This window comes from Rhizobium mongolense subsp. loessense (genome assembly GCF_900099775.1).
Taxonomy (GTDB): domain Bacteria; phylum Pseudomonadota; class Alphaproteobacteria; order Rhizobiales; family Rhizobiaceae; genus Rhizobium; species Rhizobium loessense.
In genome coordinates this window covers 125,463-148,674 of sequence record NZ_FMTM01000007.1, presented here as the reverse complement: position 1 = coordinate 148,674, position 23,212 = coordinate 125,463, and the positions used below count along the sequence as shown (strand labels likewise).

Sequence of the window (23,212 nt, the reverse complement as noted above, 5' to 3'; positions counted from 1 at the left end):
ACCATGAGGAAAGCAGTCAAACTTGTTGAGAATGGTGTGCTCGAATCCGCCAAGCGGACGATCGAGACGGAGAGACGCGGACTGGAAGCGCTGGAGCGCGCCTTGAGCGACGGTCTGTCGGAGCCGTTTTCTCAAGCAGTCGAGACGATCGGCAGGATCAACGGTCGTGTCATCGTAACCGGTGTCGGCAAAAGTGGACATATCGGAACGAAACTGGCCGCTACCCTTGCTTCGACGGGCACGCCTGCGTTTTTCGTTCACGCTGCCGAAGCCAATCACGGCGACCTTGGGATGATCGCGAGCGACGATCTTGTGCTCGCCATCTCCAAGGGCGGCGAAAGCGCGGAACTGCGCAGCATCATTGCCTATACGCGCCGATTTTCGATCCCCCTGGTCGCCCTCACGTGCAGCGAACACTCGTCGCTGGCGACGGCATCCGACATCGTACTGCTGATCCCGAACGAGCAGGAAGCATGCCCGAACGGCCTTGCGCCAACGACATCGACATTGATGCAGCTCGCCCTCGGGGATGCGCTCGCGATCGCGCTGCTTGAAGCGCGCGGCTTCACGGCGCGGGATTTCCATGTCTTCCATCCGGGCGGAAAGCTCGGTGCCAGCCTGATGCATGTCGGCGATGTCATGCATACCGGCGACCGCGTCCCGCTGGTGGCGAAGGGGACACCGATGCCGGAGGCGATCCACGTGCTGTCGCGCAAGCATTTCGGCTGCGTCGGCGTCCTGGACGAGGACGGGCGCCTTTGCGGCATCGTTACCGAAGGCGACATTGCCCGCAATTTGACGCGCAACCTGTCCGAGCTTTGCGTCGACGACATCATGACGCGCACGCCAAAGACGGTCAGGCCAACGGCGCTTGCGACAAGCGCGCTGGCATTGCTGGAGCAGTATCAAATCGGCGCGCTGATCGTCATCGATGACGATAACAAGCCGGCCGGCCTGGTGCATTTTCACGATCTCTTGCGGATCGGCGTCGCCTGATCAGAGCGGCTCGACCGTCAGGTCGCGCCCGTTGCTCGCGACCACCTTCACCTGCGTTCCGACCGGGAGGTTCGGACCCGTCACTCGCCAGATCGTATCATCGATGCGAATGCGGCCGCGGCCTTCGGCGATCGGTTCAAAGAGAGTTGCCGTCCGGCCGACGAGACTTGCGCCCCGCTGATTGAGGAAGGGTTCGTCGGTCGTATCATGGCGAAGCGTCAGACGGCGGCCAAGGAATGTCGCAGCAACGGCCAGGATGGCAAAAAGGATGAGCTGCGTTTCCCAGAACCAGAAGGCGGCATTCCAAAGCAGCAGCGACAGAATGCCGACAGCGAGCGCGGCAAGACCGATCCAGACGAGGAAAAAGCCCGGCACGATCATTTCGGCGGCAAGCAGCGCCAGGCCCACAATCCACCAGGTCCATGGTCCCAGTTCGGCAACGACGCGTGTCAGCATTCGTCAGCGCTCCGGGGCCTGGTTGAAGGGATTGACCGGCGGGGTTGTGCGCGGCGGCACTTGACGCGGCCGCGGCGGGGAGGGCGGATTATTGCCGTCGCCGAAGACCTCCTTAGCGATTGCACCGATACCGCTCAGCGAGCCGATAATGGATGAGGCCTCCATCGGCATCAGGACAATCTTGGAATTGCCGGCCGTACCGATGGCAGACAGCGCCTCTGTATATTTCTGCGCGACGAAATAGTTGATCGCCTGCACGTCGCCGGCGGCGATCGCTTCGGAGACCATCTTTGTCGCCTTGGCTTCCGCCTCGGCCAGACGCTCGCGGGCTTCCGCTTCGCGGAACGCTGCCTCGCGCTGACCTTCTGCCTCCAGGATCGCCGATTGCTTGGCACCTTCGGCGCGAAGGATCTGAGCGTTGCGCGAACCTTCAGCTTCCAGAATTTGGGCACGCTTCTCACGCTCGGCCTTCATCTGCCGCGCCATGGCGTCGACGAGATCGGTCGGCGGACGAATGTCCTTGATCTCGATACGGGTGACCTTGATGCCCCACGGTTGCACGGCATCATCGACGACCCGCAGCAGCCGGTCATTGATTGCATCGCGGTTGGACAGAAGCTCGTCGAGGTCCATAGAGCCCATGACGGAACGGATATTGGTCATCGTCAGGTTAAGAACGGCGTTTTCGAGATTGGAGACCTGATAGGCGGCCTGCGCGGCATTCAGGACCTGATAGAAGGCCACGGCATCGGCGGCGACCGAGGCGTTGTCCCGGGTGATGACTTCCTGGGTGGGTACGTCGAGCACCTGCTCCATCACATTCATGCGGGCGCCGATGCGCTCGATGAAGGGCGTGATGATGTTGAGGCCCGGCTCCAGTGTGCGCGTATAGCGGCCGAAGCGCTCGATCGTATAGCGATAGCCCTGAGGCACCGTCTTGATGCCTGCAAAAAGCACAAGGATGACGAAGACGACGAGAGCAATAACGACGATATCGAACCCGCCTAAAATCATCACTCTCTCTCCTTCACCAGGCCTATGATCGCGGCGATCCTATTCAACGAGCGGGATATTCACAAGCGCACGCCAAGGTTTTAAACAGCAGCCCGAAGATCGGGCTCGGCTGGCAGCCGACGTCCGGCTCAGACCCAACCCAGAAGTTCGCGGCGCACGACCTTCTCCAGCACGCGCATCCCGTCCTCACTGTCGTTGAGGCACGGAATATGCGCAAATTTCTCGCCTCCGTTTTCATGAAAGGAATGGGCCGCCTGCTCGGCGATCTCTTCCAGTGTCTCCAGGCAGTCGGAGACGAAACCGGGATTGAGAACGGCGATGCGTTTGACGCCGTCTTGCGCCAGCTTTTCGACGGTCTTGTCGGTATAGGGCTGCAGCCATTCTTCCGGCCCGAAGCGGGACTGGAAGGTGATCATGAACTTCTCCTTTGCAAGGCCGAGCGTTTCGCAAAGCAAGTGGCCTGTCTTCTGGCATTGGAAGAAGTAGGGATCGCCCTGCTCGGAATAGGAAAGCGGGATGCCGTGAAACGAGGCAAGGATCACCTCCGGTTCCCAGTCGAGCCCCGCCAGATGCTTTCTCACCGAATTGGCGAGTGCTTCGATATAGGTTTCGTCGTCGTGATAGTCCGGCACCGTGCGCAATGCCGGCTGCCAGCGCATCTTCAAGAGATGCTGGAATGCCTTGTCGTTGACTGTGGCGGTCGTCGCTGCCGCATATTGCGGATAGAGCGGGAAGAGAACGATGCGGTCGCAGCCATCCTCTTTCAGTGCGTTGATGCGCGACGCGATGGAGGGCGTGCCGTAACGCATAGCCCAGTCTACCTTTACATTCGGCAGGTCCTTCAGACGCGCGGCCATGAGATCGGACTGGTTGCGCGTATAGGTGCGTAGATAGCTCTCGTTCTTATCCTTGTTCCAGATCGTCTCGTAGGCCTTGCCGACCTTCTGCGGGCGGGTGTTCAGGACGATGCCGAAGAGGATCGGGTACCATTTCAAGGGTGACCATTCGATGACGCGCCTGTCGGTCAGGAATTCGCGCAGATAGCGCCGCATCGACGTGTAATCGGTGCCGTCAGGCGTGCCGAGATTGACGAGAAGGACTCCGACCTTGCCGAATTTGACCGGAGGATGCTCGGCCGGGAGGTATGAAGGTGCAATCGTCATCTTGGCCCCAACGTTTGATAGTCTCTTTCCGCTCATAGGCAGCCGGCGCGGTGGCTTATCCCTATAAGTGGAAAAACCGGCCCGGGAAACCCCGGACCGGTCTTCAACATCCAGACAATCGCCTTACTTCGCGGGAACCTGCAGCTCCTTGCCGACCATCAGGCGACGCGGATCGGGATTGCCGTTGGCTTCGGAAATTCTCTTCCAGAGTTCGCCATCGCCGTAAAACTGCTTGGCAAGATCCCAAAGGGTATCACCTGCAGCGATAACATGGCTTGCCGGCGTCGCGGTAGCCGGTGCGCTGGCAGCCGGTGCGCTGGCAGCTGGCGCAGTTGCGGCCGGAGCTTTTGCGGATGGAGCATCCGGCGCGGCAGGTGCAGCGGTCTCAGCCGGGGCGATTTGCGCTATGCGGCCGTCGGTGTAGGGCTTGTAAGGGTTATGGGCTGCCAGATATTCGACCGTCACGTCGGCAAGATCCGGACCGAAGTCATAGGCATTCTTGCCGGCGGTTTCGAAAATCGAATACCCATCTCCGCCGGCGCGCATGAAATTGTTGGTGACGACGCCGTAGGTCTTGGCCGGATTAATCGGTGCGAATTTGTCACCCTCCTTGACCTCAACGCCGCTGACACGGCTGCCCGCAGGCTTCGACTTGTCGAAGCTGTACTTCAGGCCCGCGACCTGCGGGAAGCGGCCGGCGCCCTCGTCGATCTGGCTGACACCGTTTTCTAGCGCCGTAACGATGTCTGCGCCCGTCAGCTGGAAGGTGGCCACCGTGTTCTGGAACGGCAGCACGGTGATGACTTCGCCCTGGGTGATATCGCCGCCGTCAATCGAGGCGCGGAGGCCGCCGCCGTTCTGGATGGCGATCTGAATGCCCTGGTTCTTCGTGCGGTCGAGCATGGCATCGGCAACGAGGTTGCCCATCGAGCACTCCTTGACGCGGCAAACGGTGCGGTCGCCCTCGATCGGGGCTTCGGACGAGCCGATGACCTTCTTGCGGAGTTCATCGATCGGTTTGGCCAGTTCCTGGATACGGGCAACAAGGGCCGGGTCGGGCGTGAAGGAGGAGTCGATCAAAATCGGATCGCCCTTGGCGCTCTTGACGACGCCGCTGTCGTCGAAGTCGACGACGAGATCACCGAGATACTTGCTGTAGGAGGCCGCCTGCACGACGGGCACCTTGTAGCCGCCCGGATTGTCCACCATCGTCGGGTAGGGGCCCTCCGCCTTCGGATCGGTGTTCGAAAGCAGGCTGTGCGAGTGGCCGCCAACGACGACATCGACATCCGGAATCTTGGCGATGGCTGCGAGATCGCGCGGATAGCCGACATGGGTGAGCGCGATGATCTTGTTGATGCCCTGGGCCTTCAATTCCTGGACGGCTGCGCTGATCGTCTGGACGTCCTCGGCAATCATCACTTTGGGGCCCGGAGAGGAAAGCTCTTCGGTATCATTGGCCACGGCGCCGACGATGCCGATCTTTTGCCCGCCGACATCGAGCACCAGCGAAGGCTTGATGCGATCGCCGAGCTTCGAGCCGTCGGCGGCAAGGACGTTTGCGGAAATAACCGGGAACTGAACCTTGTCGAGGAAGGCGGCGAGGCCGTCTTCGCTGTCGTCAAATTCATGGTTGCCGACAGTCATCACATCAAACTTCATGGCGTTCAGCATCTCGGCTTCCGCGGTACCTTTATAGGTCGTGTAGAAGAGCGAACCCTGAAAGTTGTCGCCGGCGTTCAAAAGCAGGACGTTCTGGCCGGACAGCGCCTGACGGCGCTGGTCTATCGCGGTCTTCAAGCGGGCGGCGCCGCCGAAGCACGCGTTCTTGCCTTCGTCCTCCGCCGAGCAGGTGGAATCGAACTTGTTGATCGACTCGATGCGTGAATGGAAATCATTGATATGAAGAATATTGAGCTGGTAGTCTGCGAAGGCTGCGCCAGCGCTGAGCGCCAGCATCGATGCGGTCAACAGACCGAAGCTAAATGACTTGGTCATACTGTTCTCCTGATTTAATGGCGAAGCCCCGTACCCCTGACTTCGTCCTTCCCTTTATCGTTTGGCGGCTACCCGGCGGGCGGATGTTTTCATCAACGATGACCGACCGCAAGTGCAAAAAAGCTGTTGTTCTCGGGGTGCTTTCCAAGAGGCAAAAACGAAAAAAGCTCCCGCGAAGGAGAGCTTCTTCATTGAGGGCCGGGGAACTACATGCGGCGCGTCAACGTGAATTGCGAACCTGCATCCGAGGTGCAGTTCAGCTGACTTTGGTTGACAAGCGCGCAATTGACCTTCGACTGGGTCTTGCGAACCAGCGATGTCATGCTGATTTCGACGAGTGACGGCGAGGTGGTGATATAGGTGCCGGACGCGAGCAGCTGGTTGCTGTCGGTCGTACGGGTGGTGAAGGTGCCTGCCTGGAAGGTAGAAATGATGCCGTTCGGATCGGCCCAGGAACCCTCGACGCCGGTCGGCGCAGCGCGTGTCGCTACCGGCATGGGGCGATCTGAGACGCAGGCGGCAAGTGCTGCTGCTGCACCCGCAAGGACGAGAATGTTTCTGAACGTCATATGGTTCTCCCGGCGATTCGGAGCGGACTCTATCCGCGAAAGTCTTGAAAAACATGGCGCGAGCCCGCCGCCATGGCAAGCCTCCTGCAACGATGAAGCGAAATTACGCGGCAGGCGTTACAAAAATGCCCGCCTTTCGGCGGGCATCGATGCGGATTTGAATGTCCGGTTACGAACGAACCAGGATGTTCTTGAACTGCCAGGGATCCTTGGTGTCGATGTCTTCCGGAAAGAGGCCCGGACGACCGTCAAGCGGCGTCCAGTCGGTGTAGTGACCTTCAACCGGGCCGAGATAAGGCAGCTGCACTTCGAGGCAGCGCTTGTAGTCGATCTCGTCGGCTTCGACGATACCGGCCTTCGGATGTTCGAGAGCCCAGACCATGCCTGCGAGAACGGCAGAGGTCACCTGCAGGCCGGTCGCATTCTGATAGGGCGCGATGCGGCGGGTTTCTTCGAGCGACAGGCGCGAGCCGAACCAGTAGGCATTCTTCTCGTGGCCGTAGAGGAGCACACCGAGTTCGTCGATGCCGTCCTCAAGCTCGTCTTCGTCGAGAACGTGGTGGACCGGCTGCGGCGTGCCGCCATTGCCGAACATCTCATGCAGCGACAGGATCGCATCGTTGGCCGGATGGTAGGCGTAGTGGCAGGTCGGGCGGAACGTAACTTCGCCATCCTTGTCGCGGACCGTGAAATAATCGGCGATCGAGATCGACTCGTTGTGAGTGACGAGGAAACCGTATTGCGGGCCAGGTGTCGGGCACCAGGTGCGCACGCGGGTATTGGCGCCCGGCTGCTCCAGATAGATCGCGGCCTTGCAGCCCTTCTTCTGCTTCTTGGCGTTCTTCGGCATCCAGTTTTCATGGGTGCCCCAGCCGAGCTCGGCGGGCTGCATGCCTTCGGAAATGAAGCCTTCGACCGACCAGGTGTTCCAGAAGACGTTGAGCGGCTTGGGATGCTTGGTACGCTGCGTGTCGCGTTCGGCAATGTGAATGCCCTTGACGCCGACCTTCTTCATCAGCTTCGCCCAGCCGTCACGGTCGTGCTGGTTCGGCTCATCGAACTTCACGCCGATCTCGTTGGCAAGGTTGACGAGCGCCTGCTTGACGAACCAGGACACCATGCCGGGGTTTGCGCCGCAGGTGGAAACAGCCGTTGCGCCGCCAGGGTTCTTCGCCTTTTCCTTGCGGACGGTTTCGCGCAGCGCATAGTTGGTGCGGTCGGCGTTCTTCATGTTCTTGTCGAAATAGAAGCCGAGCCAGGGTTCCACGACGGTGTCGATGTAAAGTACGTCGAGCTTGCGGCAGAGCTTCATGATGTCGAGCGAGCCGGTATCGACCGACAGATTGACGCAAAAGCCTTGACCGCCGCCTTTGGTCAGAAGCGGCTTCAGGAGATCCTTGTAATTGTCCTTCGTCACGTATTCTTTGATGTGGAGGACACCGTACTTCTTCAGGATCGCCATGTCGGCCGGCTCGTCGCGCGGGTCGATGACAACCATCCGGCTCTTGTCGAATTTGAAATGGCGCTCGATCAGCGGCAGCGTGCCGCGGCCGATGGAGCCAAAGCCGATCATCACGATCGGACCGGTAATTTCGGCATATACCGGGTGGGTCTGTTCCGTCATTCTTTTCTCCTATGGAAGGCGACGAAGGCGATGAACCTTTAAGAATTCTTCTGAAATGGCGCGAGAAATGCGAGGTGACCGGCTCTAATCATAAATCGGCGTCACAATAAAGAGCGTTTGGGCCGGAAATGGATTTATCAGTCAAGCGAACATGCCCAAGCTGCCGCAACGAGCTTGGCCTTGTGCAACGTCGGCGGTGACTCTATTCTTTCAGGATATCCAGCCCCGCGGCCACCGTCGTCACCGCGACTTCTGTGATCTCATATTCTGCAACGCCGTGAACCATGAATGGATCGTCGGCGACATAGGCCTCGATCTCGGCACGATTGCCGATAGCGAGGATGACGCCGCCGGTGCGGGGAACCTTGCGGCCGGAGGCAAGGAACCAGCCTTTGGCATAGCCTTCCTTGACCCAGGCCATATGCGGCTCCATGTGTTTATCGGCCTCTTCGTTCGGCTTCACATAGGTGAGCGCCAGTATGAACATGGCAAAATCCTTCCGGCCTATCGTTGCGAACCTGTTGAATATCCAATTAAAACGCTGCCATCCATCTTCTTTTTAGGATTTTGCGCGGCTTAGATGACAAGCTGTGCAGGGATGAGGCCGCGAAGCGAATTTCCAACGTAGATCTGGCCGCCGTTCAAATCGTCCATCCGGATGCGACCGACGCGGGCTTTGCGCTGACAGATCAACTCGGTGCGCAGCACGCCAGCGAGCAGGCCGCAGGAAATCGGCGGGGTGCGAAGGATGCCGGAAACATCGCTCAGGAAGACTGAAGTGATCGTGCCTTCGCAGACGTCGCCGCGTTCGTTCAGCATCAGCACTTCGTCCGCCTGCTGCGGCGTGTATTCGGCGCGGGCGGCTTCGTAGACCGTGCGGCGGGTGGTCTTGATCCGCAGCAGCTTGTCGGCGCTGTCGAGGCGGGTCGAAGCGATGCGGATGGTCCACTGCGTGCCGGGCGCAAGCGGTGTGAAAGGCGCGGTCGTGACTTCTACGCGGCCCTGAGCATCGAAGGTCAGCCGGATGCGCAGAGCGCCCGTCGCGCCTTGGACGGAGGCATTGAGTTCGTCGAGCACATGTCGCGGTTCGGGAAAGCCGATGCGCCGGGCCGAGCGCGTCAGGCGGGCAAGATGCAGCCGCAGGCGCATGAAGCCGCTCTCCGGTTCAAACCGCAACGTCTCTATCAGCGAGAAGTCGCTCATCGCGCGATTTCCTGGTCGCCGATCGCGAAACGCGCCTTGAGCAGGCATTCTTCATATTCGGCTTGCGCGGTGGAATCGAAGACGATGCCGCCACCGACATTGAAGATTGCCTTGCCGTCCTCAAAAAGGCTGATCGTGCGGATCGCAACCGAAAAGCGCATGGCGCCTGCCGGAGAGATCATGCCGATCGCACCGCAATAGGCGTCGCGTGGCGTGTCTTCGAGTTCGTGCAGGATGTGCATGGCGCTGAGCTTCGGTGCGCCGGTGATCGAGCCGCAGGGGAAGAGGGCGGCGAAGATATCGCGGATGGAAAGGTCGGGAAGAAGTTTCGCCTGCACATGGCTTACCATTTGGTGCAGCGTGGGGTAGGTCTCGATCTCGAAGAGCTTCGGAACATCGAGCGTACCGACCTCCGTGATGCGCGAGATGTCATTGCGAAGCAGGTCGACGATCATCCGGTTTTCGGCTTGTGTCTTTATATCGTGCCGCATCGCCGCGACAATGGCGGCATCTTCGGCCGCATCGGCGCCGCGCTTGGCGGTGCCTTTCATCGGATGCGTCTCGATCCAGCCTTCCTCGTCCGTCCGGAAGAAGAGTTCGGGAGAGCGGGACAGGATGACAGGCCCGCCGAGATCGACGAGCGCACCGTATTTTACCGGCTGACGTTCGATCAGCGACCAGAAGGCCGCGCGCGGATCTCCGTTCCAACGTGCTTCGATGGGCATGGTGAGGTTTGCTTGATAGCAATCGCCTTGGCGCAGATGCCGATGCAATCGGTCGAAGCGCTCTTTGTATGCGGGGAATGCCCAAGCGGCTTTGGGCGCTGTCAGGAATTCCTCGTTTTCGAGCCGCTGTTTCGGCTGCGCGAGCAGACAACCGTCCTTCTGCGGGGCGTCGAAGATGCCGAAGCACAGCAGCGGCGTCTGCCTGTTCTCTTCCACGAAGCCCGCGAGTTTTTCCTCGAAGAGATAGCCCGCTTCGTAAGAGAGGTATCCTGCCAGCCACTTTCCTTCCGTCTTGGCCGCCTCCATCCGCGCGAGTCCGGCGAAGAATTCGGCGCGCGTCCGGGCGATGATGATCTCGGCGGGATCGGCAAAGAGCATGACTTCGCCGGTCGTGTCGTCGCGCAAGAGGATGCAAGACTGAGAAATGGTCATCCGCGCTCCCATTTGCTGAGTCCGCTCGCTCCGGATTTCCTTATTCCCTTGCTTGTCATAGGGTTCCAGCCACGGCGCATCCGCACCGCGAATGACTTCCTTCGGTTCAAAGCGTCTCCCGCGCCCAAGGACTTGGGCGCACTGGAGACCTGTGACAAGCACAGGAATGAGGGAGAAGGGGTTGCCTTCATCGTTCCTCGTAAGCGTTGCACAATAGGCGCCTGGCTGCTTGCACCGACAGCCGAAGCTCAAGGTCAGGGCTCTCGGTCAGCTCCTCGCCCGGAGTTGCGTCTTAAGCCTTATCAAGCGCTTCCAATTCATCGATCAGCCCCTCAATCATCGAAAGGCCCTTGCCCCAGAACGACGGATCGCTGGCGTCGAGTCCGAAAGGCTTCAGGAGTTCAGAGTGATGCTTGGTGCCGCCGGCCTTCAGAAGCTCGAAATATTTGTCCTGGAAGCCCTTGTCGGCTTTCTGGTAGACGGCATAGAGCGAGTTCACCAGGCAGTCGCCGAAGGCATAGGCGTAGACGTAAAAGGGCGAGTGGATGAAGTGGGGGATATAGGCCCAGTAGGTCTCGTATCCCTCCGAGATCCGGATCGCTGGACCGAGGCTTTCCGACTGAACCGAAAGCCAGAGTTCTCCGATATCTTCGGCGGTCAGTTCGCCTGCCTTGCGGGCCGTGTGAAGCTCGCGTTCGAATTCGTAGAAGGCGATCTGGCGCACGACCGTGTTGATCATGTCCTCGACCTTTTGGGCGAGCATTGCCTTGCGCTCGCGCTTGTCCGTCGTCTTGTCAAGCAGTGCGCGGAAGGTGAGCATCTCGCCGAAGACGGATGCGGTTTCGGCAAGCGTCAGCGGGGTCTGGCACATCAGCGCGCCCTGTGCACCGGCCAGCACTTGATGAACGCCGTGGCCGAGTTCATGGGCAAGCGTCATTACATCGCGCGGCTTGCCCATGTAGTTGACCAGCACATAGGGATGGGCTGAGGGAACCGTGGGGTGAGAGAAGGCGCCGGGCGCCTTGCCGGGACGCACGGGCGCGTCGATCCACTGCTCGTCGAAGAAGCGCTTGGCGATGGCTGCCATTTCCGGCGCGAAATTGCCGTAGGCCGAAAGAACGGTGTCCTTCGCTTCGCCCCAGGAAATCACTGCATTGGAGGTTTCCGGCAAGGGCGCATTGCGGTCCCAGAAATTCATCTGGTCCATTCCGAGCCACTTCGCCTTCATCTTGTAATAGCGGTGCGAAAGGCGCGGATAGGCCTGCTTGACGGCAGCTGCCAGCGCATCGACCACGTCGCGCTCGACGCGGTTTGCCAGATGACGGCTGTCGGCGATATCCTCAAAACCGCGCCAGCGGTCGGAAATATCCTTGTCCTTGGCAAGCGTATTGGTGATCAACGTGAAGGTGCGGATGTTCGCCTTGAAGGTTTCGGCGAGCGCCATTGCCGCCTTGCGGCGGGCTTCCGGATCCTTGTCCTGCAAAAGATTGAGCGCGACTTCGAGCGGCACTTTCTCGCCGTCGATATTGTAGCGGAGCTCGGCCATCGTCTCGTCGAAGAGGCGGTTGAACGCAGCCGCACTCGTCATCGACTTTTCGAGAAAGAGTTGTTCCAGCTTGTCTTCCAGCTGGTAGGGCTTGTCCTTGCGCAGGTCGATCAGCCAGGGGCGGTAATGGCCGGCCTCAGGGTCGTTCGCCATGCATGCGTCCATCACCGCGTCGTCGATGCGGTTGAGCTCCAGCGCGAAGAAGAGAAGGTGGCCGGAGAATTCGGTGATCTTCGCCTGGACGTCGCCGTAGAGCTTGCCGTTTACCGGGTTGGTCGTATCGGAGAAATAGGTGAGGCCCGCAAAAGAGCCGAGACGGCCGATGAGATCGTCCAGCGCCTCATATTCCTTCAGCGCCTCGCCAATGCCTCCAGCGCCTTTTTGGGCCGCTGCACCGGCAAGTTTGCCTTTCCATTTTTCCTCGAAGGCGAGCGCGTTCCGGCCCGCCTTTTCCATATCGCTGGTGAAGGCGGTCGAGGTGGCGGAAGGGTAGAGATCCTGCAGCTTCCAGACCGGGAGCTCGCCGAGCGCCGGATCAGCCGCGGCCGAGGCAACTGTTGCCGAAAAATTAAGACCGGCGCCGTGGAGCACGAAATTCATGGCTGGGTTCCTCTTCCTCTTTTCGAACAGGTCTGACTGTCTAAGCGCCGGAAGGCCCCGTATCAAGGGGCTTTCGGGATGGTGGAGGCCCCGCTTCGATACGGATTCGGTATCGCCACAATCGTTAAAATGCAATTATTTCTCAAAACTGGATGTTCAAGCCTTTCTGCCAAAGTGCCCGCAGGTTTCGCATGAAGTGAGGCGACAATGACCGGTTACAGTGAGCTCAAGGGTGCAGGGCAGATTCTCGTGGTCGAGGACGACCCGGTACAACGCCGTCTGCTGAAGAACGCAATCGAGCGTCACGGGCATGTCGTCCATCAGGCTGAGAACGGCCGCATCGGCCTGGAGATGGTGAAGCGCGACAGCGGTCTCTTCAACGTCATCCTTCTCGACCTGATGATGCCGGAAATGACCGGCCTCGAATTCCTCGAAGCGCTGCATGAACTCGGCACGCAGGTCCCGGTGATCGTGCAGACCGGGCAGGGTGGCATTGAAACGGTGGTGCAGGCCATGCGTGCCGGCGCCTTCGATTTCGTGGTCAAGCCCGTTTCACCGGAGCGCATCGCAACCTCGATCGCCAACGCAATGAAGCTGGACCAGCGCGAAGTGCGGGCCCGCTCGGGCCGCCGTTCGCGCTCCGGCATCGTCGGCTTCGACGACATCGTTTCGGCAAGCCCGGCGATGATCCGCGTCATCGATCTGGCGCAGCGTGCGGCGCAATCCAACATTCCGGTGGTGCTCGAAGGCGAGTCCGGCGTCGGCAAGGAGCTGGTTGCGCGTGCCATCCAGTCCGGCGGCGACCGCTCGGGTAAGCCCTTCGTCACGGTGAACTGCGGCGCCATTCCGCACAACCTCGTCGAAAGCATCCTCTTCGGCCATGAAAAGGGCGCGTTCACCGGTGCAACCGAACGCCATACGGGCAAGTTCATGGAGGCTGACGGCGGCACGATCTTCCTCGATGAAATCGGCGATCTGCCGCTCGACGTGCAGGTCAAGCTGTTGCGAGCCGTGCAGCAGGGTGAAGTCGAGACCGTCGGCGCACGCACGGCGCACAAGGTCAATGTCCGGCTCATTTCCGCGACGAACAAGGACCTGATCGAGGAAGTGAAAAACGGCCACTTCCGCGAAGACCTCTATTATCGCCTCAATGTCTTTCCGATCACCATTCCGGCGCTGCGCAAGCGCAAGGAGGACATTCCGCATCTGGTGCGCGTCTTTGCCGACCGATTCTCGTCCGAACAGAAGAATGGCCATCGCATGACGGTCAGCGCGGGTGCGTTGGCATTGCTGACGGCCTATGACTGGCCGGGCAACATCCGCCAGCTCGAGAACGCGATCTTCCGCGCTGTCGTGCTCGCCGAAGGCCAGGAGCTCAGCGAAGCGGATTTTCCGCAGATCGCTGCCCAATTGCCGCAATATGACGTGGTCGATCATCTGGCGCTGGTTGCCGACAACACCTATCGCGAGCACGAGGTGGAGTTTGCGGAATTTCACGCTCCGCAGGTCTCTGCGAGCGACACGCGCGGGCACCACGACGAGATGCCGGAGAATGCGATCGCAAGCGTTAATCCGGCGGGCGAGGTGCGCAAACTTGCCGATGTCGAGGAAGAATTGATTCGATTCGCGCTTAAATTCTATCGCGGCCAGATGAGTCAAGTGGCCAGAAAACTCGGCATCGGACGCTCAACGCTTTACAGAAAGCTCAAGGATTACGGCATCGATCCCGACAATCCCCAGAAAGATGCGGCATAAGCGGCGGCGATTAATATTCCCGCAAGCATGTTTTGTTACCCGATATAAACCACTTGTTAGTCGATCGTTGACTATGTAAAGAAAAGGTTGATCGTGTGTGGCATTTTTGCCATCGTGTCACCGCAATTGACAGTCATTGGGACAGTTCGGGGACCTGGGCAGTCTGACGGGGATTGAGTTTGCCGGATCTGAATGAGAACACCAAGCCTTCGCGCTTGAGCTGGCGTACCCTGTGCGCCGACATTGGCGGAAAGGCGGTCAGGACGGCCATGGCTGTCCTTCTCGCACTCGCGGTTTCCTCACCAGTATTCGTTGGCACGCCGTCCGAGGCAGCGGGCGAAACGCGCAGTCTGAAACTCTACTTCATCCATACCGGCGAAAAGGCCGTCATCACCTACAAACGCAATGGCAGGTTCGACCCGAAGGGTCTTGGGCAGCTGAACCGATTCCTTCGCGACTGGCGCAAGAACCAGCCGACGAAGATGGACCCCCATCTTTTCGATCTGATCTGGGAAGTCTACCGCCAGAGCGGTTCCAGGGACTACATCAACGTTGTCTGCGGCTTCCGTTCGCCCGCCACCAATTCAATGCTCAAGTCCCGTTCGCGCAATTCCGGCGTTGCCGAGAAGAGCCAGCATATGCTCGGCAAGGCGATGGACTTTTTCATTCCGGATGTGAAGCTTGCAAAGCTGCGTGCGATCGGCATGAAAATGCAGGTCGGCGGCGTTGGCTTCTATCCGAAGTCCGGTTCTCCCTTCGTGCACATGGATGTCGGCGGCGTTCGCGCCTGGCCGCGCATGAGCCGCCAGGAGCTGGCGCAGCTTTTCCCGAACGGCAACACCATTCATATCCCGTCGGATGGCAAGCCCCTGCCGGGCTACCAGCAGGCGATGGCCGAGTATAAGCGCCGGGTGAGCTCCAATCAGCTTGTCATGGCAAGCGGCGGCGATGCCGAAACGAGAAAGCCGAAGACATTGTTCGCTGCGCTCTTTGGCGGCGGCGCAGACGACGAAGAGGATAGCGTGGAGGATACCGCTCCGGTCGCCGTTGCAAGGGCAACGCCGCCGAAGGCCGAAGCGCCTGCTACCGCGGCTGAGCCGCAGCCGACTGAGGTTGCCGCCGTGAATGCACCGGTACCGCAGGTTCGTCCAGCCTTTGCTGGTCAGCTTGCCGGGGGCGAAGTTGCAAATGCCCTCGTTTCGCCGAATTCCGGTAATGCTGCGCAGCAGGCACTTGCCGCTGCCACCGAAGAGCAAGGCCAGCCACAGCAGTTCGCCGATCTCAGCACCTATCACGTTCCGGTTCCCTCGCTGCTTGGCCCGCGCAACGCGCCCGGTGATGCGCAAGTGGCATCCAACGATCCGATGGTTCCGACCCCGGCCGAACGTCCAGCGGTCGCTGAAAATCTGCTTGCGGCGGCGGCAATCGATCCGGAAGCGGATGCTGACGAGGCCGAAGCGGACCGGCTTTCTCCGGCACTGGCTCAAGCGCTTGATCAGAACGATGCAGTCGATAGGCGGGTGGCCGCCCTTGCGCCGGCCACGGTCGAGCAGGCCATCAGCGCAGCAATGCCTGCGGCCAAGCCGGCTGAGAATAAGGCACCGGTGCAACTTGCCGCACTCGCTCCTGTCAAATCCGCAAGTTTCGGCGACGCCTTCGACCTGCAGCAGATTTCCGAAGACTCCAATGCCAATGGCATTGCGACCAAGGGCGGGCGCCCGACGAAGGAGGCTGCTGCCGCTGCCGACGCAAGCCGCGCGACGGTCCGTACCGAGCCGAAGCTGACCCAGAAGATAATTTCGCAGTGGGCGCTCACCAATTCCCGCATGGAAATGATCACGAAGCCGGTCAAGGCCCCCCGTTTCGTCAGCCAGACGCTTCGCGCCCAGCCGACCGCCGTCTACGCCGAAGGCTTCAACGTCAAAACGGCTTCCATCGATCCGGCCCGCTTCAGCGGCTCGGCGGTGAACTTCATGGAAGTGCGCAAGTTCAACACGAACTGAGCGAATCAATCAGAATGAACGACAGGCCGCCGGAGAAATCCGGCGGTCCTTGTTTTTGCGCTGGGCACATCCTCCCGCACTGGAGGCGGGAGGATTGATGCCCGAAGGATCAAGCCTTCAGCCGCCCGTGGAGTGGCCGATCATGATGAGGTCCTTGAGGTCGAGCTTCTCGATCAGTTCGGCCAGGTCGTCGGCGTACTGGTCCATGTGGTTGCCATCCCAGGTCTGGCTCGAACGGCCGTGGCAGCGACGCTCATGTGCGACGACGCGGTAGCCGTTATTGCCGAAGAAGACCATCTGCGCATCCCAGGCATCGGCCGAAAGCGGGCAGCCGTGGGAAAAAGAATAGGCTGGCCCTTGCCCAATCCTTGTAGAAAATCTCCGTTCCGTCCTTCGTGGTCATCATCGACATGATCTGAGTTCCTCCTGGGGAGGGTTGATTTTCACCTTCGGCTTTGATCTCGGCGCCATGCGAGCACCGGATGGGAGTGAGCGAAGCTCGCGGCTTCGCGCATGTCTGAATAGGAACGCATGCATTGTGCTCGCGACGCGCAGAGTGTTGAGAAAACCGGCAGCCGCTCGCTACAATCAAATCAAATAACTGAATATTAAGCGGAACCGGACGCGGCTCCAGTATGCTGGCGGAGGGATATTATCGCGCCGGATGCAAGCACAACCGGAGAACGGCGGGCTAATTCCAAAGCATGATTCAAAAAGCCGCCGGGGTAAATCCGGCGGCTTTGAAAACTGCCAACGGCAATCCTCAGGCTTCCGGCGGGGACTCGATCATGCCGAGCGCGTGCAGATAGGTATCGAGGATGGCTTCCTCTTCCATGCGCTCTTGCTCGTCCTTCTTGCGAAGGGCGACGACCTTCTTCAGGATCTTGGTGTCGAAACCCATGCCCTTTGCTTCGCCGTAGACGTCCTTGATATCGTCGGCGATGGTCTTCTTTTCTTCTTCCAGCCGTTCAATGCGCTCGATGAAAGCGCGAAGCTGATCGCGGGCGACGCCATGAGCATCGGACATCGTGTTCTCCTGATTTTCTCGTCTTGAATTCGGTGGGGGAGTGACTGCCGCGAAGCGGCGCCGCGGTCAAGTCCAATCGGGCGTCATGAACCTATTTGTGCGGCTTGTTCAGTTCAAATGCAGATTTTTGTGCGTCCGAGGCCTCGGTCTGGTGCAGGTTTTTCCAGTCTTCATAGGGCATGCCGTACACGATCTCGCGCGATTCGTCCTTCGACAGCGGCACGCCCTCGGCCTCGGCGGCTTGGCGATACCAGTTCGATAGGCAGTTGCGGCAAAAACCCGCGAGATTCATCAGGTCGACATTCTGAACATCGGTCCGTTCGCGCAAATGCGCGACAAGGCGGCGGAAGGCGGCAGCTTCGAATTCGGTCTGCTGTTTCTTGCTGAGTGCGGTCATCTCGCTTTCCTTCATTCGTAAGGGCCGGTGCGCGACACATGGACATTGTATTTATGCAGGGCCGGATCGGCATTCATGGCCGCGAAGATCGGAGCCAGGCGTTCGGCCCATTCGCAAATGCCGGCCTCGTTTCCAATCAGGTCCTGACGGATCTCGAGCAGCGCATGCGGTATGCCGGTGACCATGCAGTGCCGGTACATCGTATCGCCTTTGAGTGCGCCGTCATACGGTTCGTTGTCACCGACCATCAGATCGGGATCGCGGCTCAGCATGTCAAGCAGAGGGGCGACGGCGCGGTGGTCGCTGTCCCAGAGGACGGCGGCATGCCATGGTCGCGGTACGCCTTTCCAGGCAGGCGTATAGGAATGAAGCGAGAGCACGAGCGGCGCGTTGCCGCTCGCGTTGGCGACCTTGTCGATCGTCTTGGAGACGGCACTGTGATAGGGGCGGTGGAACGCCTCGATGCGGTAGTTCCACTCCTCATCCGTGATCGGATGATTGCCAGGAATGATCGCGCCGTCGGAAATCTTCATGACCAGCGTCGGGTCGTCTTCGCCGCGGTTCGGGTCGATTAGAAGCCGCGAAAAGCCGCCAAGAACGGCCGGAACCCCCAGCCTCGCGGAAAGCCCCCGCACCAGGCCTTCTATGCCTATGTCATAGGCGATATGGCGGGAGAAGGCGGATTCGGGAAGCCCGAGCCTACCATACCGTTCCGGCAGGCGGTTCATCGCGTGATCGCCCAGAATCACCATGCCGCTGTCATGATTTCCAGGTAGAATTTCGAAGGATTGGAAGGGATTCATCAGGGAATTGCCGATCGTCATTTGGCGCTCGCCGTCACTGATCGCATGCACATGCTGCAGGTTCAAGCGCAATGCGCCCCAGCCCAGGGCAAGTCAGTGATCACGAGCAGGTTATGAAAGGAATATAATCGATTAGCATCGCGTTGACATTCGTTTGATGGCGGCGCAAGAAGGCACGGACAACGAATAACCGTGGGAGCCATTCGGAAGCCGTGTTGATGCAAGCCGCACCAAGTTTCCTCACCCGGTCCGGGATTGCCCGTTTCGCCTTGTTTGCATTCGCTGCCCTTTCACCGTTTTTCGCTGCCGATGTTGCCCGCGCCGATTTTCGCGTCTGCAACGGCACGCAGAACCTTGTGGGTGTGGCGATTGGATACCGTGCCAAGGACGGGTGGATCACTGAAGGCTGGTGGCAGGTCCCGGCAACGACCTGCGCGACGCTGATCGAAGGAGAATTGCAGTCGCGATACTATTACCTCTACGCAGAGGATGCCGCCCGGGGGGGACGTTGGACGGGTGACATCCAGATGTGCGTAGCGGAAAACGAGTTCAAGATCGCGGGCGTGCAGGACTGCTATGCCCGCGGTTATCAGAGGATGGGATTCAAGGAATATGACACGGGCCGCCAGGGCAGCTGGATGGTCCAACTTTCCGATACTCCCGGCACGCAAGAAAGTCCGAATTGATGAAGCGTAACCGCAAAGTGAAAATCCTCGCGACGCTCGGCCCCGCCTCGAGCGAAGAAGCGATGATCGAAAAGCTGCACCAGGCTGGTGCCGACGTTTTCCGTATCAACATGAGCCATGCAAGCCATGATCTGATGCGCACTCTGATCCAGCGTATTCGCGCCGTCGAGGCCCGCTCCGGCCGTCCGATCGGCATCCTGGCCGATTTGCAGGGGCCGAAGCTTCGTGTCGGCAAGTTTGCGGAAACCAAGGTTGAACTAAAGCCGGGCCAGACCTTTACGCTCGACGACAATGACACACCCGGCGATGCAAGCCGTGTCTTCCTGCCGCATCCGGAAATTCTCGAAGCCGTCAAGCCCGGCCACCGTCTGCTGATCGATGATGGCAAGCTCGCATTGCGCGCCGAAAAATGCGACGGCAAGAGCATCGTAACGACGGTCATTTCCGGCACGAAGATCTCGGACCGCAAGGGCATCAGCCTTCCCGACACCCTGCTCGGCGTCGGTGTTCTGACGGACAAGGACCGTACCGATCTCGATGCCGTTCTGGCGACCGATGACGTCGACTGGGTCGCGCTGTCTTTCGTCCAGCGCCCGGAAGATCTCGCGGAGGTCCGCAAGATCGCCAGAGGTCGGGTCGGCCTGATGTCGAAGATCGAGAAGCCGCAGGCAATCGAGCGCATCGAAGAAATCATCGAACTCTCGGATGCCTTGATGGTCGCCCGCGGCGATCTCGGCGTCGAGATGCCGCTCGAATCCGTTCCGGGCATCCAAAAACAGCTGATCCGTGCCTGCCGCCGCTCCGGCAAGCCGGTCGTCGTCGCGACCCAGATGCTGGAATCGATGATCTCCGCGCCGGTGCCGACACGCGCCGAAGTCTCGGACGTCGCGACCGCCGTTTTCGAAGGCGCGGATGCCGTCATGCTTTCGGCTGAATCCGCCTCGGGCGACTATCCGGTCGAAGCCGTTGCGACAATGGCGTCGATTGCCAGTGCCATCGAGCGCGAACCGCATTATCCGGGCATCATCTACGCCCAGCGCGCCCAGCCGGAAGCAACCGGTGCCGATGCGATTTCGCTCGCCGCCCGCCAAATTGCCGAGACGCTGAAGCTTTCCGCGATCGTCTGTTACACCTCGTCCGGCACCACCGGCCTGCGCGCTTCGCGCGAGCGCCCGCAGGTGCCGGTTCTGGCGCTCTCGCCGATCATCAAGACAGCCCGCCGGCTGGCGATCGTCTGGGGCCTGCACTGTGTCGTCACGCATGACGCGACCGATCTCGACGACATGGTCAACCGGGCCTGCCGCATCGTCGCCGGTGAGGGTTTCGGCAAGCCGGGCGACCGTATCATCATTTCGGCCGGCGTGCCGCTCGGAACGCCGGGCGCCACCAACATGCTCCGCATCGCCTATATCGGTTCGGACGGCCAAAGCGGCATGTGATCCGTTCGCGTTGGCTTGAACCAGCTCGCTGCCTCGGAAGGAAACGGGCTTTTCGTTTTCGGCTTGATCGCTTTCCCGGCAAATGCAAGCTTCCGATATCCGAGCTCTGGAGGGACTTATGGATATCGTCACGCTTCTTGCTTTCGCTGCGGTTTCCTTTGTGGGTATCGCAACGCCGGGGCCGACAGTGCTCCTGGCGCTGACCAACGGTTCGCGTTATGGCACTCGTCGGGCGATTGCCGGCATGCTGGGTGCCGTGCTTTCGGATTTCGTTCTGATCGGCGCTGTGGCGATCGGCCTCGGTGCGCTGCTTGCGGCCTCCGAATTCTGGTTCTCCGTGCTGAAATATTTGGGTGCCGCCTATCTTGCCTTTCTCGGCATCATGATGCTGCGCTCTCAAGGGACGATCGAAACGGCAATGAAGGTGGAAAGCCCCGGCGGCGCCGCTTCAGCCTTTGCGATCGGGCTGAAAAGCTTCATGGTGGCAGTGACGAATCCCAAGGGCTACCTGTTCTTCTCGGCCTTCCTGCCGCAGTTCATCGATCCTGCACTGCCGCAGCCTGCTCAGTATGCGGTGCTTGCCGTCATCTTCGCCTCGATCGATTTCGTGATCATGTTCGGATACGCCGCCTTCGGCTCGCAGGCTGTCCGCCTGCTCAAGAATTCCGGCGCCATGTGGCTTGACCGTATCAGCGGCGGCGCACTCATCGCGCTTGCCGGATCATTGGCATTTTATCGGCGCGCGACCACCTGACCTACGGCAAGGAGACATGACCGACGCGGTAGATCTGGTCTCCGTTGGAGGTCAACGGCATGTCGCGATAAAGCGTGAAGCGCACAAGGCTCCAGCCGGACGGCTCGAAGCCCGATATCGAGGCCAGAACGCCGCGTCGTGCCGCTTCAGCATCTGACCGCGTGACCTCCTCCTTGCGCATTTCGGCCAGCGGCGCGTAGGCAGGAATCGGCAGGATATCGCAGCTTGCGAACTTTGCATCTCGCAAGTCCGCGACCTCGGCATTCCATACCATCCAGTGCCTTACCTGCGGCCAACCGAATGACTGCGTTAGCCCTTCGAAACCGGCTCCGGTGAGGAAATCGCTGGCGCCTTCCGGCTGCTTCCAAAGATAAAATGGAGCATAGAGGTTCTCCCGGCTGCCGAATTCGCCCTTGCGAGCGCTGAGGTAGGCCTTGAATCCAAGATTCGAAAAGCCGTCCAGCATTGGCCCTTTGTCGTGGATCCGGCGATCGATGATCGTCATGTCGTAATCCGCCGGCAGCGTGAAGCTGTATTGCATGGCGATCATCGGGATGGCTCCATGGGCGCGAGCGCTCGGATTTGCCAGTCTGGTTCCGTCATCGAGGCTTCGCCATTTGCGAAGGACCATTCTTCCGGAGAGGTGGTATTGACCACGATCATCAAATCTTCAGGCCTCAGGCCTGGAGATTGTCCGAGCAGATCGGCCGCACGCCGGTAAAAAGCCTTGCGCATCCCGGTCGTGCGGGGCTTGCCCGCGGTGATGGAAAAGAGCACGAAATCGTCCGAACGCAGGCCCCCGAGATAGTGGCGGTCGAAGATCAGTTCACCAGGCTCATGCTGATGAATGACCTGAAAGCGGTCATTCGGAGGCACGTCGAACGTCTCGACCATGGCACGATGGATGTTGTCTGAGAGCGCACGGAGATAATCCGGCGACTTGCCTTTCAGCAGAGAGATTCGAACGAAAGGCATTTGGAGCCTCCTTTTCCTTGCTAATCCAACCTTGACTTCATAATTCTCGCACGCCACGGTGATGCAGAAAATCAGAATTTTATGGACTAAATGTCCTGAAAAACAGGATTAAGCGATGCGTAGGATGGTCTTCGACCTCGATGTGCTGCGAACCTTCGCGACTGGAATGGAACTCGGGAACTTTGCAAAGGCGGCGGATCGGCTTGGGCGCTCAACCTCGGCCGTCAGTGCACAGCTCAAGAAACTCGAGGAGCAGGCGGGTACGCCAATATTCCGCAAGGCGGGCCGTGGCCTGGCGTTGACGGAGGCGGGCGAGACGATGCTCGCTTATGCCCGACGGTTGCTTGAACTTAACGACGAAGCGGCAGTGGCCGTCCAAAGCGTCGAGTTGGAAGGCTGGGTCCGGCTTGGCCTGCAAGAGGACTTCGGTGAAAATCTGCTTCCCGATGTTCTCGGCCGTTTCGCTCGCGCCCATCCAAAGGTGCGGATCGAGGCGCGAGTCGTTCGCAACGCGGAACTCCTCGAGCGGGTCACAACGGGAAAACTCGATCTGGCGCTTGCTTGGAGCGATGCGACGCTGACCGCCCATTGCGAAAAGATCGGCGAGGTGCCGATGCGCTGGATCGGTCCTGCCGCAGGTGAGCCCGGCTGGAACGCCGCAAGCGGCGAGCCGCTGCCACTTGCCTCGCTGGAGGCGCCGTGCCTCCTGCGAACCGCCGCGACGAATGCGCTGGACAGGGCCAATATTGCCTGGCGGCTTGCCTTCGTCAGCCCGAGCCTCGGCGGGCTTTGGGCTGCAACCGCGGCCGGGTTGGGCGTGACAATACGCACGCCGATCGGCTTGCCGGCAAAGGTCAGGCCGCTGAAGCCTGCGGAACTTGGATTGCCGGCACTGCCGTCGCTGGGCCTTGTGCTTCACCGCGCGGAAGCTGACCCTGATCCGGCGACGGCACGGCTCGCTTCGATCTTGCTGCGGGCGGTAGGCGAGGCGATCACGGATTTTATGCCGCAACGCGTATCGGACAATCAGTAGGCGATGACTTCGCT

General features: G+C 60.0%; 22 protein-coding genes and 2 pseudogenes. 8 read left to right on the top strand and 16 right to left on the bottom strand.

Going from position 1 to position 23,212, the window contains the following annotated elements; all coding sequences use genetic code 11:
• Positions 1 to 3 precede the first annotated feature (3 nt).
• Positions 4 to 996: a KpsF/GutQ family sugar-phosphate isomerase gene (locus tag BLP23_RS21860; protein WP_092586897.1), complete on the top strand. Its 993-nt coding sequence runs from the start codon at positions 4 to 6 to the stop codon at positions 994 to 996.
• Here the strand turns inward: BLP23_RS21860 and BLP23_RS21855 are convergent, their stop codons facing one another.
• The 10 genes from BLP23_RS21855 to BLP23_RS21810 all read right to left on the bottom strand — a co-directional run bounded on the left by BLP23_RS21855 (position 997) and on the right by BLP23_RS21810 (position 12,326).
• Positions 997 to 1,452: an NfeD family protein gene (locus tag BLP23_RS21855; protein WP_092586896.1), complete on the bottom strand. Its 456-nt coding sequence runs from the start codon at positions 1,450 to 1,452 to the stop codon at positions 997 to 999.
• Between the two features lie 3 nt (positions 1,453 to 1,455).
• Positions 1,456 to 2,466 (bottom strand): SPFH domain-containing protein, encoded by a 1,011-nt coding sequence (locus tag BLP23_RS21850; protein WP_092586895.1) that lies wholly within the window; start codon positions 2,464 to 2,466, stop codon positions 1,456 to 1,458.
• Between the two features lie 128 nt (positions 2,467 to 2,594).
• Positions 2,595 to 3,629 (bottom strand): ferrochelatase, encoded by a 1,035-nt coding sequence (hemH, locus tag BLP23_RS21845; protein ID WP_092586894.1) that lies wholly within the window; start codon positions 3,627 to 3,629, stop codon positions 2,595 to 2,597.
• Between the two features lie 123 nt (positions 3,630 to 3,752).
• Positions 3,753 to 5,627, bottom strand: coding sequence for a 5'-nucleotidase C-terminal domain-containing protein (locus BLP23_RS21840; protein ID WP_092586893.1), 1,875 nt, complete (start codon positions 5,625 to 5,627; stop codon positions 3,753 to 3,755).
• Positions 5,628 to 5,833: 206 nt separating this feature from the next.
• Positions 5,834 to 6,196: an outer membrane lipoprotein Omp10 gene (gene omp10 / locus BLP23_RS21835; protein WP_092586892.1), complete on the bottom strand. Its 363-nt coding sequence runs from the start codon at positions 6,194 to 6,196 to the stop codon at positions 5,834 to 5,836.
• Between the two features lie 169 nt (positions 6,197 to 6,365).
• A complete protein-coding gene (locus BLP23_RS21830) occupies positions 6,366 to 7,820 on the bottom strand; it encodes a homospermidine synthase (protein WP_092586891.1) in 1,455 nt (484 codons plus the stop codon).
• 202 nt (positions 7,821 to 8,022) lie between these two features.
• A complete protein-coding gene (locus BLP23_RS21825; protein WP_092586890.1) occupies positions 8,023 to 8,307 on the bottom strand; it encodes a YciI family protein in 285 nt (94 codons plus the stop codon).
• 89 nt (positions 8,308 to 8,396) lie between these two features.
• On the bottom strand, positions 8,397 to 9,023 hold the full coding sequence (locus BLP23_RS21820; RefSeq protein ID WP_092586889.1) for an aminotransferase class IV family protein: 627 nt from the start codon (positions 9,021 to 9,023) through the stop codon (positions 8,397 to 8,399).
• Positions 9,020 to 10,180: an aminodeoxychorismate synthase component I gene (locus tag BLP23_RS21815; RefSeq protein WP_092586888.1), complete on the bottom strand. Its 1,161-nt coding sequence runs from the start codon at positions 10,178 to 10,180 to the stop codon at positions 9,020 to 9,022. Before BLP23_RS21815 ends, BLP23_RS21820 begins: the two co-directional genes overlap by 4 nt.
• Positions 10,181 to 10,472: 292 nt before the next feature.
• On the bottom strand, positions 10,473 to 12,326 hold the full coding sequence (locus tag BLP23_RS21810; RefSeq protein WP_092586887.1) for a M3 family oligoendopeptidase: 1,854 nt from the start codon (positions 12,324 to 12,326) through the stop codon (positions 10,473 to 10,475).
• A 207-nt stretch (positions 12,327 to 12,533) separates the two neighbouring features.
• Here BLP23_RS21810 and BLP23_RS21805 point away from each other — a divergent pair.
• From BLP23_RS21805 to BLP23_RS21800, 3 genes and pseudogenes are all read left to right on the top strand, one after another.
• Positions 12,534 to 13,791: pseudogene (locus BLP23_RS21805) on the top strand (sigma-54-dependent transcriptional regulator); the annotation flags it as partial.
• A gap of 74 nt (positions 13,792 to 13,865) precedes the next feature.
• Positions 13,866 to 14,081, top strand: a pseudogene (locus BLP23_RS35350) (helix-turn-helix domain-containing protein); the annotation flags it as partial.
• Positions 14,082 to 14,260: 179 nt separating this feature from the next.
• Entirely contained in the window at positions 14,261 to 16,084 is a 1,824-nt protein-coding gene (locus BLP23_RS21800) for a peptidoglycan L,D-endopeptidase MepK (RefSeq protein ID WP_092586885.1), read from the top strand.
• 117 nt (positions 16,085 to 16,201) lie between these two features.
• Here BLP23_RS21800 and BLP23_RS35345 read toward each other — a convergent pair whose 3' ends face one another.
• The 4 genes from BLP23_RS35345 to BLP23_RS21780 form a co-directional block, all read right to left on the bottom strand.
• On the bottom strand, positions 16,202 to 16,381 hold the full coding sequence (locus tag BLP23_RS35345) for an alpha/beta fold hydrolase (RefSeq protein ID WP_407691804.1): 180 nt from the start codon (positions 16,379 to 16,381) through the stop codon (positions 16,202 to 16,204).
• Between the two features lie 466 nt (positions 16,382 to 16,847).
• Positions 16,848 to 17,111: a DUF2312 domain-containing protein gene (locus BLP23_RS21790; protein WP_092586884.1), complete on the bottom strand. Its 264-nt coding sequence runs from the start codon at positions 17,109 to 17,111 to the stop codon at positions 16,848 to 16,850.
• 91 nt (positions 17,112 to 17,202) lie between these two features.
• On the bottom strand, positions 17,203 to 17,508 hold the full coding sequence (locus tag BLP23_RS21785; RefSeq protein WP_092586883.1) for a DUF1244 domain-containing protein: 306 nt from the start codon (positions 17,506 to 17,508) through the stop codon (positions 17,203 to 17,205).
• A gap of 11 nt (positions 17,509 to 17,519) precedes the next feature.
• Positions 17,520 to 18,311, bottom strand: coding sequence for an N-formylglutamate amidohydrolase (locus BLP23_RS21780; RefSeq protein WP_092587055.1), 792 nt, complete (start codon positions 18,309 to 18,311; stop codon positions 17,520 to 17,522).
• Positions 18,312 to 18,529: 218 nt separating this feature from the next.
• Here BLP23_RS21780 and BLP23_RS21775 point away from each other — a divergent pair, with 218 nt between their 5' ends.
• From BLP23_RS21775 to BLP23_RS21765, 3 genes are all read left to right on the top strand, one after another.
• On the top strand, positions 18,530 to 18,997 hold the full coding sequence (locus BLP23_RS21775) for a DUF1036 domain-containing protein (protein ID WP_022715823.1): 468 nt from the start codon (positions 18,530 to 18,532) through the stop codon (positions 18,995 to 18,997).
• Complete coding sequence (pyk, locus tag BLP23_RS21770) at positions 18,997 to 20,436, top strand: pyruvate kinase (RefSeq protein WP_092586882.1); 1,440 nt, start codon at positions 18,997 to 18,999, stop codon at positions 20,434 to 20,436. Before BLP23_RS21775 ends, pyk begins: the two co-directional genes overlap by 1 nt.
• 118 nt (positions 20,437 to 20,554) lie before the next feature.
• Entirely contained in the window at positions 20,555 to 21,190 is a 636-nt protein-coding gene (locus tag BLP23_RS21765) for a LysE family translocator (protein ID WP_092586881.1), read from the top strand.
• A 1-nt stretch (position 21,191) separates the two neighbouring features.
• Here the strand turns inward: BLP23_RS21765 and BLP23_RS21760 are convergent, their stop codons facing one another.
• Positions 21,192 to 21,740 carry a DUF4865 family protein gene (locus tag BLP23_RS21760; protein ID WP_092586880.1) on the bottom strand — a complete coding sequence of 183 codons (549 nt, stop codon included), beginning with the start codon at positions 21,738 to 21,740 and terminating at the stop codon, positions 21,192 to 21,194.
• Positions 21,737 to 22,165 carry a tautomerase family protein gene (locus BLP23_RS21755; RefSeq protein ID WP_092586879.1) on the bottom strand — a complete coding sequence of 143 codons (429 nt, stop codon included), beginning with the start codon at positions 22,163 to 22,165 and terminating at the stop codon, positions 21,737 to 21,739. The genes BLP23_RS21760 and BLP23_RS21755 overlap by 4 nt, the downstream gene beginning before the upstream one ends.
• A 115-nt stretch (positions 22,166 to 22,280) precedes the next feature.
• Between BLP23_RS21755 and BLP23_RS21750 the strand changes: the two genes are divergently transcribed.
• On the top strand, positions 22,281 to 23,198 hold the full coding sequence (locus BLP23_RS21750; RefSeq protein ID WP_092586878.1) for a LysR substrate-binding domain-containing protein: 918 nt from the start codon (positions 22,281 to 22,283) through the stop codon (positions 23,196 to 23,198).
• The last annotated feature ends 14 nt before the right edge of the window (positions 23,199 to 23,212 follow it).

Bases quoted from the DNA above. Each gene is read 5' to 3' on its own strand.
- hemH (WP_092586894.1), bottom strand. From the start codon at position 3,629: ATGACGATTGCACCTTCATACCTCCCGGCCGAGCATCCTCCGGTCAAA.
- BLP23_RS21820 (WP_092586889.1), bottom strand. From the start codon at position 9,023: ATGAGCGACTTCTCGCTGATAGAGACGTTGCGGTTTGAACCGGAGAGC.
- omp10 (WP_092586892.1), bottom strand. From the start codon at position 6,196: ATGACGTTCAGAAACATTCTCGTCCTTGCGGGTGCAGCAGCAGCACTT.
- BLP23_RS21760 (WP_092586880.1), bottom strand. From the start codon at position 21,740: ATGATCGCCATGCAATACAGCTTCACGCTGCCGGCGGATTACGACATG.
- BLP23_RS21810 (WP_092586887.1), bottom strand. From the start codon at position 12,326: ATGAATTTCGTGCTCCACGGCGCCGGTCTTAATTTTTCGGCAACAGTT.
- BLP23_RS21850 (WP_092586895.1), bottom strand. From the start codon at position 2,466: ATGATTTTAGGCGGGTTCGATATCGTCGTTATTGCTCTCGTCGTCTTC.
- BLP23_RS21860 (WP_092586897.1), top strand. From the start codon at position 4: ATGAGGAAAGCAGTCAAACTTGTTGAGAATGGTGTGCTCGAATCCGCC.
- BLP23_RS21785 (WP_092586883.1), bottom strand. From the start codon at position 17,508: ATGACCGCACTCAGCAAGAAACAGCAGACCGAATTCGAAGCTGCCGCC.
- BLP23_RS21790 (WP_092586884.1), bottom strand. From the start codon at position 17,111: ATGTCCGATGCTCATGGCGTCGCCCGCGATCAGCTTCGCGCTTTCATC.
- BLP23_RS21775 (WP_022715823.1), top strand. From the start codon at position 18,530: ATGCAAGCCGCACCAAGTTTCCTCACCCGGTCCGGGATTGCCCGTTTC.
- BLP23_RS21755 (WP_092586879.1), bottom strand. From the start codon at position 22,165: ATGCCTTTCGTTCGAATCTCTCTGCTGAAAGGCAAGTCGCCGGATTAT.
- BLP23_RS21830 (WP_092586891.1), bottom strand. From the start codon at position 7,820: ATGACGGAACAGACCCACCCGGTATATGCCGAAATTACCGGTCCGATC.
- pyk (WP_092586882.1), top strand. From the start codon at position 18,997: ATGAAGCGTAACCGCAAAGTGAAAATCCTCGCGACGCTCGGCCCCGCC.
- BLP23_RS21780 (WP_092587055.1), bottom strand. From the start codon at position 18,311: ATGAATCCCTTCCAATCCTTCGAAATTCTACCTGGAAATCATGACAGC.
- BLP23_RS35345 (WP_407691804.1), bottom strand. From the start codon at position 16,381: ATGGTCTTCTTCGGCAATAACGGCTACCGCGTCGTCGCACATGAGCGT.
- BLP23_RS21815 (WP_092586888.1), bottom strand. From the start codon at position 10,180: ATGACCATTTCTCAGTCTTGCATCCTCTTGCGCGACGACACGACCGGC.
- BLP23_RS21765 (WP_092586881.1), top strand. From the start codon at position 20,555: ATGGATATCGTCACGCTTCTTGCTTTCGCTGCGGTTTCCTTTGTGGGT.
- BLP23_RS21840 (WP_092586893.1), bottom strand. From the start codon at position 5,627: ATGACCAAGTCATTTAGCTTCGGTCTGTTGACCGCATCGATGCTGGCG.
- BLP23_RS21855 (WP_092586896.1), bottom strand. From the start codon at position 1,452: ATGCTGACACGCGTCGTTGCCGAACTGGGACCATGGACCTGGTGGATT.
- BLP23_RS21825 (WP_092586890.1), bottom strand. From the start codon at position 8,307: ATGTTCATACTGGCGCTCACCTATGTGAAGCCGAACGAAGAGGCCGAT.
- BLP23_RS21750 (WP_092586878.1), top strand. From the start codon at position 22,281: ATGCGTAGGATGGTCTTCGACCTCGATGTGCTGCGAACCTTCGCGACT.